12 protein-coding genes are annotated in these 16,226 nt (G+C 70.4%); all 12 read right to left on the bottom strand.

The window, feature by feature from the left end; all coding sequences use genetic code 11:
• The coding region (locus tag BCD48_RS10555; protein WP_131803896.1) for a cytochrome P450 family protein at positions 1-687 on the bottom strand (687 nt) is incomplete at its 3' end.
• 456 nt (positions 688-1,143) lie between these two features.
• On the bottom strand, positions 1,144-4,683 hold the full coding sequence (car, locus tag BCD48_RS10550; protein WP_083418444.1) for a carboxylic acid reductase: 3,540 nt from the start codon (positions 4,681-4,683) through the stop codon (positions 1,144-1,146).
• A gap of 90 nt (positions 4,684-4,773) precedes the next feature.
• Positions 4,774-6,009: an aminotransferase class I/II-fold pyridoxal phosphate-dependent enzyme gene (locus tag BCD48_RS10545; RefSeq protein WP_071048167.1), complete on the bottom strand. Its 1,236-nt coding sequence runs from the start codon at positions 6,007-6,009 to the stop codon at positions 4,774-4,776.
• Positions 6,010-6,066: 57 nt separating this feature from the next.
• On the bottom strand, positions 6,067-7,194 hold the full coding sequence (locus BCD48_RS10540) for a sulfotransferase family protein (protein WP_071048166.1): 1,128 nt from the start codon (positions 7,192-7,194) through the stop codon (positions 6,067-6,069).
• Positions 7,195-7,250: 56 nt separating this feature from the next.
• A complete protein-coding gene (locus BCD48_RS10535) occupies positions 7,251-8,105 on the bottom strand; it encodes an SAM-dependent methyltransferase (RefSeq protein ID WP_071048165.1) in 855 nt (284 codons plus the stop codon).
• Complete coding sequence (locus BCD48_RS10530; RefSeq protein WP_071048164.1) at positions 8,102-8,365, bottom strand: acyl carrier protein; 264 nt, start codon at positions 8,363-8,365, stop codon at positions 8,102-8,104. The genes BCD48_RS10535 and BCD48_RS10530 overlap by 4 nt, the downstream gene beginning before the upstream one ends.
• On the bottom strand, positions 8,349-8,912 hold the full coding sequence (locus tag BCD48_RS10525) for a PaaI family thioesterase (RefSeq protein WP_071048163.1): 564 nt from the start codon (positions 8,910-8,912) through the stop codon (positions 8,349-8,351). The genes BCD48_RS10530 and BCD48_RS10525 overlap by 17 nt, the downstream gene beginning before the upstream one ends.
• 236 nt (positions 8,913-9,148) lie before the next feature.
• A complete protein-coding gene (locus tag BCD48_RS10515; protein WP_071048161.1) occupies positions 9,149-10,834 on the bottom strand; it encodes an AMP-binding protein in 1,686 nt (561 codons plus the stop codon).
• Positions 10,835-11,315: 481 nt separating this feature from the next.
• Positions 11,316-12,707, bottom strand: a complete 1,392-nt coding sequence (locus tag BCD48_RS10510) for an ABC transporter ATP-binding protein (protein ID WP_241841645.1) — start codon at positions 12,705-12,707, stop codon at positions 11,316-11,318.
• A gap of 36 nt (positions 12,708-12,743) precedes the next feature.
• Positions 12,744-13,691, bottom strand: a complete 948-nt coding sequence (locus tag BCD48_RS10505) for a carbohydrate ABC transporter permease (RefSeq protein ID WP_241841644.1) — start codon at positions 13,689-13,691, stop codon at positions 12,744-12,746.
• Entirely contained in the window at positions 13,678-14,619 is a 942-nt protein-coding gene (locus BCD48_RS10500) for a carbohydrate ABC transporter permease (RefSeq protein WP_071048160.1), read from the bottom strand. The genes BCD48_RS10505 and BCD48_RS10500 overlap by 14 nt, the downstream gene beginning before the upstream one ends.
• A gap of 9 nt (positions 14,620-14,628) precedes the next feature.
• Entirely contained in the window at positions 14,629-15,984 is a 1,356-nt protein-coding gene (locus tag BCD48_RS10495) for an ABC transporter substrate-binding protein (protein ID WP_083418442.1), read from the bottom strand.
• Positions 15,985-16,226 lie beyond the last annotated feature (242 nt).

Here is a 16,226-nt window from a genome sequence, read left to right as displayed (position 1 = left end):
GTCCCCGGCTTCTTCGACGGCGACGAGCCGGCTGAGCAGGTCGTTCTCGGGGTGGGCGCGGCGGCGCTCCATGAGGTCCATCAGGTATGCGACGACGCCTGCTCCGGCCTGGTCGCGGCGGGTGATCTCCTCGGTGGTCAGCAGCGGTTCCGGGTCGGTGCCGCGGGCGATTGCCAGCTCCCAGGCTCGCAGCTGGTCGGCGTCCTGTTCGGGTACGCCGAGCAGCCGCTGGCCCACCATCGCGAGTGCGAGCGGCGCGGAGAGGTCCCGGACCACGTCGAGCCCGCCGGCCTCGACGGCCCGGTCCACGAGGGTGTCGACCAGCCGGGTGATCATGGGGGTGAGGTCGGCGACCATCCGGGCGCTGAAGGCCTTGTTGACCAGGCCGCGCAGGCGTCGGTGGTCCGGGGGGTCCATCCGGATGAACGAGCCCGGCAGGCTCGCTTCCTGGTCCCAGAACGGGCTGAGCCGGTCGGCGTTGCCGTGCCCCCAGGTGGCGCTCTGCAGCACGGCGGCGCAGTCGGCGAACCTGGACAGCACCGTCACCTCGGTGTCGCCGAGGCGGATGTCGGTCAGGCTGGGGGCCTCGCGCAGCCGGCGGTAGCCCGGGTAGGGGTCGAGGCGGTGGGCGGTGGTGAACAGGTCGACCGCGTCGGGGACGACGTTCTCGATCTGGGCTGAGGTCATGGGTCCCGCTCCTTCGTGGTGCCGACCCGGGCTGTTACCTCGGGTGCGCATTGCGAGAAGCACCGCCGTCCGGCGGCGTTATCGTCTGGTCGCCGCCGGGGCGGGGCAAGGGATTGTCGTGCTCTTTCATCGTGCGATAAGAGGCTGATATCGAACCTGCCGTCGGCACCGTCGGCACCACCGGAGATCCGGTCGGAAAGAATTATTCCCACGTGAGGTTCTCGAAATCCGGTCCACGGGTCAACGTCGTCTGGTTTCCTTTTCCGGACGTCGTCACAGCCGTGCGCGACCACTATTTCGCCGGCCGGAGGCGCTGGCCACGCCGCGCCAGGGCCGTCGTCGGGACCGCGCGCGGCCGTAGTCGCCTCGGTGTCTCTCGGCGCGGACAGGCAACTCGGCATGGGCGCTGAGGCGAAACCACGTCCGCACGTCCGCACGTCGGTGCTCGGCCGCGGCTCAGATCAGATCCAGCCCGCGCAGGTCGGTGACGTACTTGCGGATCAATGACGCCGAGATGTCGGGAATACCCCTTCCGGAGCCGATCTCGGCCGCATGTACGGCGGCGCGGAACCGGTCGGCGGGGAATCCGGCGCGGCTGACGGCCCGGGCGGACTGGCTGAAGGCGGACAGAAGGGGGAGCAGTGACTGCCTCCTTTGCTTCTCCGGTATCGCGCGAAGGGCGGTCTCGAAGCGTGTGAACCACTCGTCGTAATCGTCTATCCGCGTCACGGGGCAACCGGTCTCGACCAGCCAGCCGGCGAGCACGTCGAGGGAGAAGCCGTCGTTCGGACTGAGGACGTTGAAGGTCTGGTACCCGGCCACGGATCGCTCGCCGAGCGCGGTGACGGCTGCCGCGGTGAAGTCGACCGGCAGCCCGCCGAAGTGCGCGCGCGCCCGGCCGCCATCGGTGCCGGGGTAGAAGGAACGCGGCGCGATGCCGGTGGCGACGAGGCTGATCAGCAGGCGGGTGAAGACGTCGGGCACGTTCACCTGGCCGGCGTACCGGCTGTGCGCGAGGATGAGATCCGGCCTGAAGACGGCCACCGGCAGACCGGACAGGTCGTGCGCTTCCCGCAGCAGGATCTCGCCGGCCCATTTGCTCGTCCCGTAACCGCCGGCGTAGCTCCTGTCGAGCTGGCGAACCGGGCTGGAGAGACGAATGTCCGTCTCCTCGTCGGAGGCCGACGACTGGGCGGCGATCACGCCCACGGTCGACACGTAGGAGAACCGTTTGATTCGTGTGGTGAGCGCCATCCGGATCAGCTCCGCCGTGCCGACGACGTTGGGACCGAACAACTGCTCGTACGGCAGCAGGTGGTTGACCAGCGCGGCGGAGTGGACGACCAGGTCGACGGTTTCGGCCAGGTGGCGCCAGGTCGGCTCGTCCAGCCCCAGGCCGGGTTCGCTGACGTCGCCCGCGACGACCTGGAGGTGCGGCACGGCCAGGCGCTGGAAGCGCCGGAGCAGGCCGGGGTCGCCGGCGTCGAACACAGCGGCGAGCCGCTTGCGCGCCGCGTCGGCGGTGGCGCCCCGGACGAGGCAGATCAGCGTGCCACCCGTCAGGGCCAGCCGTTCCAGCCATTCCAGGCACAGGAAGCGGCCGAGGTAGCCGTTCGCGCCCGTCAGCAGTACGACGCGGGCCTCTCCGGCCGGTCGCGGCAGTGCCCCGACCTCGGCGAGCGTCGCGGCGTCGATGAACCTGTCCAGCGCGAGATCGGTGGCCCTGGCCCGCGTCCGGCCGGTGCCGTGCACGGTCGCGAAGGTCGGTCGTGTCGGTCCGGACACCAGCGCCTTCTCCAGGTGGTCCGCCACCCGCCGCAGGCCATTCGCGGGACTGGTGATGACACCCACCGGAACGTCTATCCCGAAGATCTCCGCGAGCAGGTTGGAGAACGACAGCGCGGACAGGGAGTCGCCGCCGAGATCGGTGAAGTGCGCCTCCGGGTGCACCTCACCGCCCGCGCGACCCAGCAGCGCCGCGGCGGCCCGCCGGACCGCGTCGAGCACGGGCTGGCCGCGGCCGGCGTGGCGCAGTGCGCTCAGCTCGTCGACCTCCCAGGCGGCGAGTTCCGCGTACCGCTGCTCCAGACGCTCGCGGTACCGGCCCTCGAGATTCGGGCGCAGAAGCTTGCGAGCGTCGGAGAGCAGGCCGTTCTCGGTGCTGAACGGCTCGGTCTCGATCAGCACGTCACGGGGGATCTCGTGACGGCTCAGGCCCGTGTTCTTCGCGGTCTGCCGCAGTGATTCGCCGACCGCCGCGTTGAGGTCCGCGGTGGACCCCCAGGCACGTTCGATGGCCTCGCGGGTGGGCACCACCACCGCGAGCAGGTAGGCGCGCTCGCTGCTGCCGTAGACGAAGATCTGCTGAACCAGAGGGCTGCTGACGAACAGGGCCTCCAGCCGGGAGACGGCCACGAACTCGCCCTGGGACAGCTTCAGCACGTTGGCGCGGCGGTCGATGTAGACCAGCTCGTCCGGCCCGATCTCGGCCATGATGTCGCCGGTCTTGTAGTAGCCGTCGTCGAAGATCTCCGTGGTGATCTCGGGACGCCTGTAGTACCCAGGGATGATGGCGCCCGTCTTGACCAGCAGCTCGCCGCGTGGATGCGGCGAGTCAGTGCGGAGGTAGCCCAGTTCGGGTACGTCGACGAGCTTGTAGTCGATCACCGGCGGCCGGGACACCTTCCCGTCCACCAGCAGTCGGCCGGTTTCCGTCGAGCCGTAGCCGTCGTGCACCGGAAGATCCACGCACGACTCGATGAATGTGGCCATCCCGGCGGACAGCGGAGCGGACCCGGTACCGATCCAGACCAGGCGCCCGCCGAGGCACTGCTCGCGCAGCTCGTTCCTCACGTCCGCTTCGATCGAGGCCCGGTCGCCCGGGCCGGCTGCCCGCCGGTCCAGTTCGGCGTGGTATCGCTGAAACAGCATGTCGCAGATGCGTGGCACCAGTCGTAACGCCGTGGGCCGGACCAGGGCCATGTCCTCGAACAGCGTGGAAAGGTCGCTCGTCGCCGCGAACTGGCTGATCCCGCCGGCGGCGAGCGTGCCGACCAGTGTGCCGCGCGCCGACACATGGCTCATGGGCATGCAGTTGAAGGAGATGATCGGCAGGTCTTCCGACCGGGGCCAGAATCCGCCGCGCCACGCCATCGCGACCAGGCGGTCGGTGTACATGGCCCCCTTGGGCGTCCCGGTGCTGCCGGACGTGTAGAGGAGCGAGGCCAGCCGGGTGTCATCCGGGCCGTCCTCGAAGGAGGGCGCCGACGGCAGGGCCGTTCCGTGCAGGAGCAGGTCGGTCAGCGAGTCCAGCACGACCGGGCTGCCGGACTCGGCCAGGCGCCGGTGCGCGGCCTCGAACCGCCGACGATGCTCGTCCACCTCGCTCTGGTAGCCGAAGACCACCAGGCGGCGCAGCGACCTGCTGGCCAGGGCGCATTCGACGGCGGTCGGCAGCAGTTCCACGCTGGTCGTGAGAATGCGCGGCTCGGTCTCCATGAGGATCGACTTCAGGAGGCCGACGGGCGTGCTGGACTGCAGGGGCACCGACACGGCGCCGAACCGGACACAGGCCATTTCGATCGTGGCGTAGTCGGTACCGGTGAAACCGAGCACGCAGACGAGTTCGCCCGCGTGCAGCGGGACCCGCGGATGGTGGTGCCATTCAGCGGCGAGCGCGCCCGCCCGCGACCACAGCTCGCGGTAGCTGATCGTGTCGAACCTCGGCAGCAGGCGAAGCGTGGTTCGGCCGGTCGCGGAGTCGGTAACCAGCTCCGTCGCGCGTTCCCCCAGCGCGGGTCGGTCGGCGTAGCCCTCCATGACGGTCGCCACGATCCGCCCGAGTGACATCCCCGGCTCCCGTATCGCGGCGGTGACCGCCTCGAGCGGTCTGGCGTCCCGAATCTGCTGGTCCGTCGCGTAGAGCTCGGCGGCCCGGTGTTTCGACCGCTCGTCGAGAACCCGGCTCCCGGACCCGGACTGTGAGTCCGTCGCCATCGCCACCTCCGTGAATCGTGACCGCGCGGACGGGCTGACCCCATCCGTCTGTCGTTCAGGACGTCGGGGAACGACCGGAGCGGAGCTGGCTCAGAATCCGTGCTTCCGCTTGAGCTCGGCGAGGGTGTCGACAAATCCGTCCACGTCCTCGTCGGACAGCCGATCGTTCATCATCAGCCGGATCACGGCCCCGTCCTTCTTCACCGCCGGGTAGCCGAACATCGGCACCAGGTACCCGCGGTCGAGGAAGTCCGCTCGGACGCGAAGCGCGAGGTCTCTGACGCCCACCAGGATCGAGGTGACATAGGTCGGTGTCGGGTTGATGAGACAGCCGATCCCGAGCAGTCGCGCGCGGAGCTGGTCGACCCGGTCGAGGTAGCGTTCCATCACCGACGGGTCCTGCCTCATCCGGCGCAGCACATGGACGATGGCGCCGGCCGTCGGCGGCTGGATGTTGGTGGTGAACAGCGACGTGCCCGACATGTAGTGGAACGCGTCGAGGGCGTCGGCCGGTCCGGCGAGGGCGCCCCCGCCCAGCCCGACGGACTTGCCGAACGACACCATCAGGAAGGTCACCCGCCGGAGCGCCTCGTACTCGGCGGCGAACCGGGGGCCACCGTTGCCGTAGACCATGAAGCCGTTGGCGTCGTCGGCGAAGCTGACCGCGCCGAACTCGTCGCACAGGTCCAGGATCTCGCCGATCGGGGCGATCGAGCCGTCCGCGGAGTACACGGTCTCGAAACCGACGATGATCCGCCGGCCGCGGAGCTGCTCCAGCACCTCCCGGAGATGGGCGGTGTCGTTGTGCCGGAACGCGAACAGGTTGCGGCCCCGCTCGAATCGATCGGCGCCCTTCCAGATGCTCCAATGGCTGCGCCGGTCGAGCACGAGGACCGCGTCCGAGTTGTCGACGCCGGGCCGGTCGTCGAACGAGAACGCGGTACTCATCGCATTGACGAAGCCGACGTTGGCCAGCAGCCCGGTGGCGAATGTGAGTGCCTTCTCCTTGCCGGTGATCTCGGCTACCAGCGCCTCCAGCTCCAGATGCGGCCGGGACACGCCCTGAACCATCCGGGAGCCGCCGACGACCAGCCCGTACGCCGCCGCCGTCTCGGCGAAGACCCGGCGCACCTGCGGGTCGTGCTGCCATCCCAGGATGCCGATGCCGGCAAAGTTGATCATTTTTCGGCCGTTCATGCTGACAACCGCGTCGTTGACGCCGTCCAGCTCGGGTGGCGCCACGAAGTCACCGCTTCGTCGTGTGGCGCCGATCCATTCGGAGAAGCCCCAGTTGTCCAGCGCCAGGTTCGTGGACGTGGTGGTCACGATTTCCTCGTTTCCAGGAGTGCGGCTCGGAAGCGATGGTGTGCCGTGTCGCGTCGGTCAGAGCAGGGCGCCGAGTCGGGAGTCGACCTCCGCGGCGTTGACGCCGAAGTCGGCCAGCTCGTAGCGATGAGAACGCAGACGGGCGTCCTCGGCCAGCACCGCCAACATGGCGGGGCCGACCTCGTCGGCCAGCTCCCAACCGAGGTGACGGTAGATGTCGGCGACGACCGCCAGTGGGTCGGCGATGAACGCGTCGAACTCGACGTCGTAGAACGTGGCGGGATCGTGCTTGGCCCGGTCCGCGGCGAACCGCTCGAGGGCGCGCGTGGCCATGTCGAACAGGACGGGGCCGATCGCCTGGCCGTGGAAGGTGGAGGACTTGCCTGCCGCGAGGTGGCTTACCATGCTGCACGCCGATCCGAGCACCGCGCTGGCCGGCCGGCGGTGCGTCTGGATCACCAGGGCGTCGGGGTAGGTCGCCAGCAGGGCGTCCAGGCAGGGCATATGGCTGGAGGACTTGAGCACCCAGCGCCGCCCCTGGTCGTTCAGCCCGATCAGCTGGAGGTTGCGCCGATGCCGCTGGTAGGCCCCGGTCCAGTCCTGACCCGCCAGCCATGCGGAATACGTGGGCACGTAGCCGGTGAACTCGAAGTACGCCGAGAGCATCGACTGGCGGGTCAACAGCCAGCACTCCTCGACCCCGTCAGCTGTGCGGTTGTGAATGCCCAGGTAGCCGGGATGTTGTTCCATGAACGCGCCGACGCCCTGCCGGACCTGTTCGAAGATCGGGTTGTCGGGCCAGGTCGAGCGCGGCGGCCGGGGCTGGGGAGCGTAGGTCAGCCACAGTTCGAGGCCCTGATTCGCCGGGTCGGCGGTGAGCAGGCGGTGCAGGGTGGTCGTACCGGTGCGCGGCATGCCGACGATGAACACCGGACGCTCGATCGGGACCTGGGCGTGTTCGGGGTGCCTGTGCCAGCCGGCCTCACTGAGAAGGCGGGCGACCAGGATTCCGCACAGCTCGTCCCGGATCGCCCGAACGCCATCCGGAGTCAGGCTGGCCTCCTTCTCGTAGGAGGCCAGGACCACCTCGAGTCCCTCCAGATAATCCGAGGGGCCGAAGTCGGAAAGTCCGGTGAGAGTGGCGGCCACTGTATGTAGCTCGTCGATCGTTCCGATCGTGTCCATGGGTACTCTCCTGCAGCCGTCGACGCTGGATCAGCGGGGAAGGTTCGGCGGAGGTCTCACCGGGACCGCTGGCAGACGAGGGCGTAGTGCTTGGTCGTGTAGCCCCAGCCGGCGTTGGCGACCTCGAGGTAGCGGCGCAGCGTCGCGGCCATTCCCGGTGAGACCTGCTCGATGGCCGCGGCATTGGCGTCGACGTTGTGCAGCCAGCCGTCGATCGTGCGGCGGTAGTCGTCGGTCAGGTCGTCCACGCTCACGACGGAGAACCCGGCGTCCTCGGCCGCGCGGACGAGGTCGGACAGCGGGCGCATGTCGCCCCAGCCGAAGATCGACTCGCGGACGAACTCGGTGCCAGCACGGCGGTCGAACTCGTCCCTGGCCGCCGCGTTGCGAAAGCAGCTCTCCGAGACGTAGTACCGGCCGCCCCGGCGCAGCAGGGACCGGGCGCGCCGCATCACGTGCACGAGGTCGGGCATGTGCACGATCGAACCGAGCATCGTCACCGCGTCGAACGGGCCATCCGGCAGCGCGGCGTGCTCGAAGTGGCCCTGGACGGTGCTGACCAGGTTGGCCACGCCGAGGTCCCCGGCCCGCTTCGCGATGTAGGCGTGCTGGTTGCCGGCCGGGCTGATCCCGACGACCCGCGCGGAGTACTCCTGGGCCATGAACAGGATGAGCGCGCCCCAGCCGCAGCCCACGTCGAGCAGGCGGTCGCCCTCGCGAAGGCCGAGGCGGTCGGCCACGAAACGCAGCTTCGCGACCTGGGCCTCGGCCAGTGTGAGGCCAGGCTCGCGGTAGTAACCCGAGGAGTACTTGCGCATCGGGTCCAGGAACAGCCCGAAGATCCTCGGGTCGAGGTCATAGTGCTGGTTGGTCTGCGCGGTCTCGGGGATGGCGCTGGTCACGGCGCTCATGCCGCGGCCGTCTCGGTCAGAGCACGCTGGACGACCTCGGCGACCTCGCGGATCGTCGAGGCGCCGAAGACGTCCTCGTCCTCGAGCTCGACGTCGCGGGCGCGCTCGACGCGGGCGATCACCCGCAGCACCTTCACCGAGTCGGCGCCCTCGACCGTGCGCAGGTCGGCGTCCGGCGACACCGCCTCCGGGGAGAGGCCGAGCTCCTGTGCCACGATCCCGGTGATCTCGTCGATGAGTTCGTCAGTCGACACGGACATGGGACTCCTCCGGAAGAGCGCTTCTGGTGGGTGTTTCGGCGGCGGGACCGGTGGCGGACAGCGCCTGGCGCAGTCGGGCGATCTCCGGTGCGTCCAGTGAGATGCGCGCGCGGGCCGCGTCGAGCGAGACGGTCCGGTAGCTGGCGGTGGCGGTGGCGACCAGGGGGCCGTCCTCCTCGCGGATCTCGGCCTCGGTGTGGATGAGCTGGCCATCGCCGTCCCGGACCCGCGCGACGCACTCGTAGCGGCCCCCGACCGTCACGGGCAGGACGTAGCGCATCCGCATCCCCGTCGTGAACGGGATCTGACCGGTCCGCAGGACGATCAGGTTGCCCATGATCTCGTCGGCGATCACCCCGAGCAGCCCCCCGTGGACCACGCCGGGGTAGGACTCGTACGCCCGCCCCAGGCGGAAGACCGTCCGCAGGCCGTCGCCCCGGTGGGTGAACCGCAGCTGGATCCCGTGCGGGTTGTGCGGCGAGCAACCGAAGCACCGGTAGTCCGCGAGGACGTGCCAGGGCAGCTCGATGGGGTCCTCGACCGTCATGCGGGTACGTCCGCGAGCCGCTGGCGGAAGGTGGCGTGGAAGCTGACGCCGAAGCTGATGCCGAAGCCGTGCATCCGGGATGTCTCCTGTCGATCGGACCTGCGGCGGGAGGGCGCGCCCGTGGGCCTCGGGGCCGGAGGCGCGACGAGTCGGGCGGCGGTCAGGTGACGGTTCACTCGGCGGATCCAGGCAGCGGGTTCCGGTGGCTGCCTTGGGGCGGCGATCGGGTGATGTGGTCAGGCATCCAGGTGGGCGGCCTCCCGTGTGAGCTCCCGGGCGGCGAGTCGCTGGAACTTCCCACTCGAGGTGCGGGGCAGGTCGTCGGGACCGACGAGGCGGACGGCGACGTCCGGCAGGCTGAGCGCGCCCGAGACGGCGGCACGCAGATCGGCGGCGAGCCGTGCCCGGTCGGCCGGGTCCTCCAGCGCACTCTCGCCCACGACGGTGATGCACTCGGCGCCATCGGCCGCTACGTCGGCGAACGCGACGCAGCGTCCGCGGTGCAGGCCGGGAGCATCGCGGATCACGCTCTCGGCGTCCTCCGGGTAGACGTTCACCCCGCGGACAATGATCATTTCCTTGCGACGGCCGGTGACGTACAGCTCTCCCGCGTGCTGGAAGCCGAGGTCGCCGGTGCTGAGCCAGCCGTCCACGTCGGGTGCGGGTGCCGGAGACGCACTCGGGGCGGTGAGGTAGCCCGAGGTGACCGGATCGCCGGCGATCTCGATGTCACCGATCGCGCGGTCGGCGACCTCGTTCCCATGCTCGTCGACCACCCGGATCCGCACTCCGCGGACCGGCTGGCCGAGCGCCGGCAGCCCGCGCGCCCGTCGGTCGTCCCTCGGCACCTCGACCGCGACGCCGTCCGCGGCCAGCCGGTCGCGGTCGACCCAGAGCGCCGTCGGAGCCCGGCCGAGAGGCGGGAAGGTGACCGCGAGCGTCGCCTCGGCCATCCCGTAGACCGGCAGCATCGCCGCCGGCGTGAATCCCGCCGGCGCGAAGTGCTCGAGGAAGCCCTCGATGCCCGCCATCCGGATCGGCTCGGCCCCGTTGAGGGCGACCCGCCAGCGGCTCAGGTCGAGCTGGCTCACCTCTTCGCTGGGGACGGACTCGACGAGGGCCTCGTACCCGAAGCTCGGAGCCGGAGACATCGTTCCACCGAGAGCGGCGAACCCCCGCAGCCAGCGCGCCGGGTCCCGCACGAAGGCCCCGGGGGACCACGCCGTCATCGGAATCCCGGCGAACATGCCGGCCAGGGTGCCGAACAGGCCCATGTCGTGGAACATCGGCAACCACAGGCCGCCGTGGTCCTCACCTGGACGGATGTCGAGGCCCTCGGCGATCGCGGCCGTCCCGGCGAGGATGTTGCGATGCGTCAGCCGCACCCCTTTCGGCGCCGCGGTGCTGCCCGAGGTGAACTGGACGACCGCGAGCTCGCCCGGTTCGGCGTGGTGCGGCCGCGGCGGCCCGCCGGCGCCGACGGCGGCGGTGAGGCTGCCCACCGGGATCAGCTCCACCGGGGCGAGCACCTCGGCCAGCCGGCTGGCCATCCCGCCGAGCCTGTCGTCCACGAGGATCCGGCTGATGCCAGCCGCCGCGATGATTCCGGTCAGCCGGCTGGCGTAGCCGGACAGGTCGCGGGCCGAGGTCGGCAGCGGCAGGGGACAGGCGGCCGCGCCCACCCCCACGGCGGCGAACAGCGCGATCAGGAAGTCCGGGCTGTTGCGGCTGAGCACCCCGATCCGGTCGCCGCCCTCGACCCCGAGGCCGGCAAGCGCGACGGTCGCGGCACCGGACGCCGTGGCCAGCTCACGGACCGAGATGTCCCGGCCCTCGGAGGGAAACGACAGCGGGCACTCGGGATCGGCGGCGACGACCGCCGCCAGGGCGTCGGTGAGGTTACCGACACTACCGGCGAGCATCTTCTTCGCTCCTGTCTCACGAGGGCGGGCGCGCGGTGGGCGAATGTCGGTGGGTATTCGGCGGGGGTGCTCGCGATTCATCGCGCGAGCGGATTGCTCGAGGGCTGTTCATACCGCCGACGCGATGAATAGTCGGTCGGATGGAGGAGGGAGCGAATCGCTCCTGGCGTGACGCGCGGCATAAAGAGCCGGCGCCACGAATATCCGCGCGGGGATCGACTGCCGCGAGGCGATGCTGTCCGAGGCTGACTGCTACCGGTGAACCTGAATCGAGCTTCGGTCGTGGCCTGGATCGCCGTCAAGCTTGCGGAGCCGATACAAATCGGCCTATCACGGCGAGGAGACGATCAGCCGGCGGCCGCGGCGGCGTGACGAGGACGAACAGGCTCCGGCGCGCCGGTGGCCGACGGCGGCGAGCACGCGGCAATGGAGGTTCCCGCCGGGCGACCAGCTGGTCGCCCGGCGGGAGGGTGCCGTGGGCTCAACCCACGGCCCCCTCGGCCAGCCGGTGGCCGTCGTCGGGGTCGAACAGGTGGAGGTGGGTGTGGGGAACGCGGACCGTGACCCGTTCTCCCACAGCCGGAGCCGGTTGCCGGGCCGGGATGACGACGGTCCAAGGCAGATCGTGAGCGCTCCGGCCGGCGGCGGCCCCCTGGGAGATGCCATGGACGACGGCCGTGTCGCCGGTGAACTCGATGACGTCCACCGTGCCCTCCACGCTCAGACCCGGCTCGCTCGGCCGGCCGGCCGCGAAGGGCTCGAGCGTTCCGTCGGCCGGTCGCCATCCGACCCTCACCCGGGGCAGCGGGATAGCCGTGGGCACGGTGGCCCACATGCCGGCCGCGGTCAGCCGGCTGCCCTGGGCATCGGAGACGACGTCGACATGGTGCAGGTTCATCGCCGGGCTGCCGACGAACGTGGCGACGAAGGTGTGCGCGGGGCGGCGGTAGACGTCGCTTGGGGAGCCGGCCTGGACGATCCGGCCGGCCTTCATGACCACCAGGTGGGTGCCCATGGACAGAGCTTCGAGCTGGTCGTGGGTGACCAGGATGACGGTGTTGCCGAGTTCGCGGTGCAGCCGGATGAGCTCGGCGCGGGCATGCTGGCGCAGCTGGGCGTCGAGCGCGGACAGCGGCTCGTCGAGCAGGAGCACGCCCGGGCGCCGGACGATGGCGCGGGCGACGCCGACGCGTTGGCGTTCGCCGCCGGAGAGCTGCCCGGGGCGGCGGCGGCGCAGCGGCTGCAGGCCGAGCATCTCGCAGGCATCGGTGACCCGCCGGGCGATCTCGGCGCGGCTGGGGCCGCCGCGCCGGTCGTGCTTCGCCTCGAGCCGCAGGCTGAAGGCGATGTTCTGCTCGACCGTGAGATGCGGGTAGAGGGCGAAGTCCTGGAAGACCATCGAGACGCCGCGGCCGCCGGGTGGGGTCGTGGTGACGTCCCGTCCATTGATCATCACGGTGCCGGAGTCCGGCGTCTCCAGGCCCGAGACGACCCGAAGGCCGGTGGACTTCCCACAGCCGGACGGGCCGACGAGCACGGTGAACGACCGGTGCGGGATGTGCAGCCGGGGAACGTCGAGCACGGTCTGCGTCCCGTACCGCTTCACGACCCCGTCCAACAGCACACCCCCGACGTCGGCGTCGGCGTCGTCGACCGCGGCGCCAGACGCCTCCAGGCCGGCCGACGCCGACGCCTCCGCCACGGCGTCCGTCTCCGTCTCCGCCACGGCGTCCGTCTCCGCCTCCGTGTCCGCCGGCCCGGCGTCCGGGGGCGCCGCGCCCGGCGAGGGCGCGTCGCGCGGCCCGTCGCCGAGGGCCCTCGGCGGGGTCAGGGCCAGATCGGCCTGCCGGGTCGGGAACATCCCAGGTGTCATTGGATTCCTTAACCTGCCGTGAGCGCGGGCGGGATGTCAGCGCAGTCCGGACTGCAAGAAGGCGTCGGTGATGCGCCGCGAGGCGAGCAGGTAGACGGCGACGACGGGGAGGGTGGCGAGCATCGCCGCGGCCAGCAGGGGGCCGTAGTCGGGGCCCTCCTGGTTGCTGAACAGCCGCAGGCCCATCTGGATGGTGGTGTGCTCAGGGCTGGGGGCGGCCAGCGCGGGCCACAGGTACTCGTTCCAGGTGGTGATGAACACGATGATCGCGACCGCGCTGAGCGCCGGGCGCAGCAGCGGGAGCACCACGAGCCGCAACGTCTCGCCGTGCGTCGCGCCGTCGAGGGTGGCGGCGCCGAGCAGGGTCGGCGGGATCGAGCGGATGTGCTCGCGCAGCAGCAGCACGGCGAGCGCGCAGGTGGACAGCTGGGGGACGACCAGTCCGACGAAGGTGTCCCGCAGGTGCAGGTGCGAGATCATCAGGAACTGTGGAATGATCAGCGCCTGCGGTGGGACCACCAGCGCGACGGTGACCATGGCGAGAACCACCCGCTGGCCACGGTGCGAGAAGCGGACGAACGACCAGGCGGCCAGCACCCCGGCGCCGAGCTGGAGCAGGGTCACCCCGGCCGCCGTGATGAAGGTGTTCAGCAGCAGCCGGGCGATCGGGAAGTCCTCGAGCGCGAAGCGGTAGTTCGCCAGCGTCGCCGGGATCGGCAGCGGGTTGGCGTCGAACACGTCGGTGCCCGGCTTGAACGACCCGGACAACCCCCACAGCAGTGGGAACAGCACTCCGACGGCGGTCAGCGCGAGCACCGCGTGGCGCCCCGCGCCCCGCGCGCCACCGGCCCAGCCGCTCCGCGCTCCCCGGCCAGGCAGGCCAGTCCGGTCGGGCGGGTCGGGCGGGGAGTCTCGACCGGCCGGCGGGGCCGGCGGCCCTGCCGGCCCCGCCAGCGCGGCGAGCCCGGGGTCACGACTGCGCACGGCGCCTCCGCAACAGTGACGATGCCCCGAACAGGGCGGTGAGCAGGACGACGATGGTGACCGCGGCGGCGGCGGCGGTTCCGGCGTCGAAGAAGGTGAACGCGTAGGTGTAGAGCCGGTAGTAGACGTTGTCGGTGGCTCCCACCGGGCCACCCTGTGTCAGTACCGCGATGTTGGTGAACGTCCACTGGCCCGCGAACACCAGGCACAGGAAGCCGAGCAGGACGGTCGTGCCGCCGAGCTGCGGGACGACGAGATGCCGGGTGATCTCCCATTCGGTCGCGCCGTCGACCCTCGCCGCGTCGAACGCGCGGCGGTCCAGTGCCGCCAGTGCCGCCCCGTACAGCAGCATGTTCAACGCGACGAACCTGGCGGCCGTGATCAGGGAGATCGTCCACAACGCGGTCGACGGGTCGCCGAGCCAGTCACGCTGCGGAAGGCCGATCTCGCCGAAGACCGTGTTCACGATTCCGCTGAGCGGGTCGAGGATGAACCGCCAGGTCAGCGCCGTAGCCACCGGCGCGAGCACGACGGGCAGGAACAGCAGCGACCGGTAGACGTCGCTGGTTCGGCCCGGCCGTTTCCACAACATGATCGCCAGGGCCATCGGCACGACGGTGGCGAAGGGCAACATCGTGAGCACGTAAAGGGCCGTGCGGGAAAGCGCCGCCGGGAACTCCGGCTCCTCCACCAACCGGCGATAGTTGCGCAGGCCGACGAAGGACCCCGACGGTGAGGTCAGGTTCCAGTCGAGCAGACTCAGCGCGGCCGTGAAGACGAGCGGCCCGTAGACCCAGACGATGAGCGAGAGCACGACGGGCGCCTGGTAGGCCCAGGGTGCCAGCCGGGTCCGGATACCGGTGCCGGGGGCACGCCTGGCGGCGCGCCCCCGGAGGGTCGGTGAGGCGGGTGCCTCAATGATGGTCATCGTCGTGGGTCAGGTGGTGAGCTTCCGGATCTTGTCCGCTACCGAGGCCAGTGTCGGCGCGGGGTCGGCCCCGCGCAGCACGATCGGCGCCACCGCCTCGTCCTGGAGCGCGACCACGGCCTGGTTCGCCTGCGTCCCCTTGAAGGAGGTGTACGGCGTGACCGTGTCGAGCTGGCTGAGCGACGGCTGCAGGAGCTTCAGGATCGGGGTGCCCGCGAGCTTGGTCGCCACCGCCGGCCGCAGCGGCAGATACCCGATCTGCGACGTGATGATCTCGAAGCCGGCCTCGCTGGTGACGAACTTGACGAACTCCCAGGCCGCCCGCTTGTGCACGTCGTCCTTGGCGAGGATGGCGAGGCCCGCGCCGGAGTATGTCGGCTTGGCCGGCTTGCTGCCGAACGTCGGGAAACCGGACGTGCGCAGCTCGAACTTGCCGGTGGCGGCCTTCTGGGCGCTGGTCATCAGCGCCGTGCTGGTCAGCAGCATGCCCAGCTTTCCGCTCGTGAACGCCGACACCGCGCTGGCCGAGCTCACCGCCGGCTGTGCCCCGGACTTGGTCAGGTCCCCCATCGCCGTCAGCGCACCCACCGCCGCCGGCGAGTCGACAGTCTCCTCACCGTCCTTGCCGACCAGGCTGCCGCCGTTGCTGTTCACCACGGACTGCGTCAGGAAGTCGGACTTGCTGTCGTCCGCGACGCCGATGTAGATGCCCTCGGCGCCGGTCGCCTTGATGGCCAAGGCGTCCTTCTTGACCTGGTCCATCGTCGTCGGGGGCTTGTCCGGGTCGAGGCCGGCCTTCCGGAACAGGTCGGCGTTGATGTAGAGGATCGGGATGGACATGGTGTAGGGCATCGCCTTCACCACGCCGCCGCTGGAGACCGCCGAGAGGATGTTGGCGGACATGCCGGCGGTGTGCGCCTGCCACTCCGAGGCCGACGGGATCTGCTGCACCGGGGTGACCGGCAAGGCCTGCAGCGCCTCCGACATCTTGCTCCAGCCGATCTGGGCGACGTCCGGGGGAGTGCCGGCCGCGGTGTCCGTGCGCAGCTTGGTCAGGACGTCCGCCACGGGCACGCCCTGCGGCTTGACCGTGATGTTCGGGTACGCCTTGTGGAAGGCGTCGAGCAGCGCCTGCGTGCCCGTCCCGCCCAGGCCCGGCGTGCCGTAGTTGTAGGACAGGAAACTGATCGTCACCTTGGTCGAGCTGTCCAGCGTCGGGATCGCCGCCGCTGCCGCGCTGGTCGGTGCGTCCGTCGACGAAGACGTCGAACCGCCGCCGCACGCGGCCGCGGCGAGCACGCCGGTGACGGCGAGCGCGGCGGGCACCAGCCGCCACAGCCGTCCGCAGTGGATCCGGCCTATCATTTCATGGCCCCCTCGGGAAAAGTATTTCGGGAAGTTCGGGCGTCAAAACGTCCAGTCGGTGAAGCCTGGGTCTACCGGCGTTCGAACATTCGCCTCTCGTCCGTCATCCGCGCGTTCGACCAGCCGTATCGGCGGCGCGGAATGCGCCGGAACATGCTGGCCAACCCAGCGCTCCGGTGTTGAAGGCACCCGATCCGGGGCCCGTGGCGATTGCGGGCAGGACCGCCGCTGCGATAGTGCTC

Origin of the sequence: Pseudofrankia coriaricola, from assembly GCF_001854805.1 — a bacterium.
Classification (GTDB): domain Bacteria; phylum Actinomycetota; class Actinomycetes; order Frankiales; family Frankiaceae; genus Pseudofrankia.
This window is presented reverse-complemented; position numbering and strand designations above follow the sequence as displayed.

Coding starts and splice junctions, on each gene's coding strand:
- car (WP_083418444.1), bottom strand. CDS start 4,683: ATGGCGACGGACTCACAGTCCGGGTCCGGGAGCCGGGTTCTCGACGAG.
- BCD48_RS10540 (WP_071048166.1), bottom strand. CDS start 7,194: ATGGACACGATCGGAACGATCGACGAGCTACATACAGTGGCCGCCACT.
- BCD48_RS10535 (WP_071048165.1), bottom strand. CDS start 8,105: ATGAGCGCCGTGACCAGCGCCATCCCCGAGACCGCGCAGACCAACCAG.
- BCD48_RS10530 (WP_071048164.1), bottom strand. CDS start 8,365: ATGTCCGTGTCGACTGACGAACTCATCGACGAGATCACCGGGATCGTG.
- BCD48_RS10525 (WP_071048163.1), bottom strand. CDS start 8,912: ATGACGGTCGAGGACCCCATCGAGCTGCCCTGGCACGTCCTCGCGGAC.
- BCD48_RS10515 (WP_071048161.1), bottom strand. CDS start 10,834: ATGCTCGCCGGTAGTGTCGGTAACCTCACCGACGCCCTGGCGGCGGTC.
- BCD48_RS10510 (WP_241841645.1), bottom strand. CDS start 12,707: ATGACACCTGGGATGTTCCCGACCCGGCAGGCCGATCTGGCCCTGACC.
- BCD48_RS10500 (WP_071048160.1), bottom strand. CDS start 14,619: ATGACCATCATTGAGGCACCCGCCTCACCGACCCTCCGGGGGCGCGCC.
- BCD48_RS10495 (WP_083418442.1), bottom strand. CDS start 15,984: ATGATAGGCCGGATCCACTGCGGACGGCTGTGGCGGCTGGTGCCCGCC.